Here is a 540-nt window from a genome sequence, read left to right as displayed (position 1 = left end):
TACCGAAGTTCAGGTGCATCGACTCGTCGCGCAGGATGTACTGGAACTGCTCGGCGACGCCGGTCATTTTGTTGCGGCGGCCCATGGACAGGATCTGGGTGAAGCCGCAGTAGAAGAAGATGCCTTCGAGGACGCAGTAGTAGGCGACGAGGTTGCGCAGCAGTTCTTTGTCGGTGTCGACGGTGCCGGTTTCGAACTTCGGATCGGAGATCGAACGGGTGTACTTGAGGCCCCAGGCGGCTTTTTTAGCCACCGATGGGATCTCGTGGTACATGTTGAAGATCTCGCCTTCATCCATGGCCAGCGATTCGATGCAGTACTGGTAGGCGTGGGTGTGGATCGCTTCTTCGAAGGCCTGGCGCAGGATGTACTGGCGGCACTCCGGGTTGGTGATCAGGCGGTACACGGCCAGCACCAGGTTGTTGGCGACCAACGAGTCGGCGGTGGAGAAGAAGCCGAGGTTGCGCATGACGATGCGGCGCTCGTCGTCGGTCAGGCCTTCGGGGGTTTTCCACAGGGCGATGTCGGCGGTCATGTTGA

Annotated in this window: 1 protein-coding gene; it reads right to left on the bottom strand. The window is 59.8% G+C overall.

Going from position 1 to position 540, the window contains the following annotated elements; translation table 11 throughout:
* The coding region (locus E0F99_RS29905; protein WP_130909145.1) for a ribonucleotide-diphosphate reductase subunit beta at nt 1–540 on the bottom strand (540 nt) is incomplete at both ends.

Origin of the sequence: Pseudomonas antarctica, assembly GCF_900624995.1 — a bacterium.
GTDB classification, from domain to species: Bacteria; Pseudomonadota; Gammaproteobacteria; order Pseudomonadales; family Pseudomonadaceae; genus Aquipseudomonas; species Aquipseudomonas antarctica.
The sequence above is the reverse complement of the archived record's forward strand: the minus strand, read 5'-3'. Positions and strand labels throughout refer to the sequence as shown.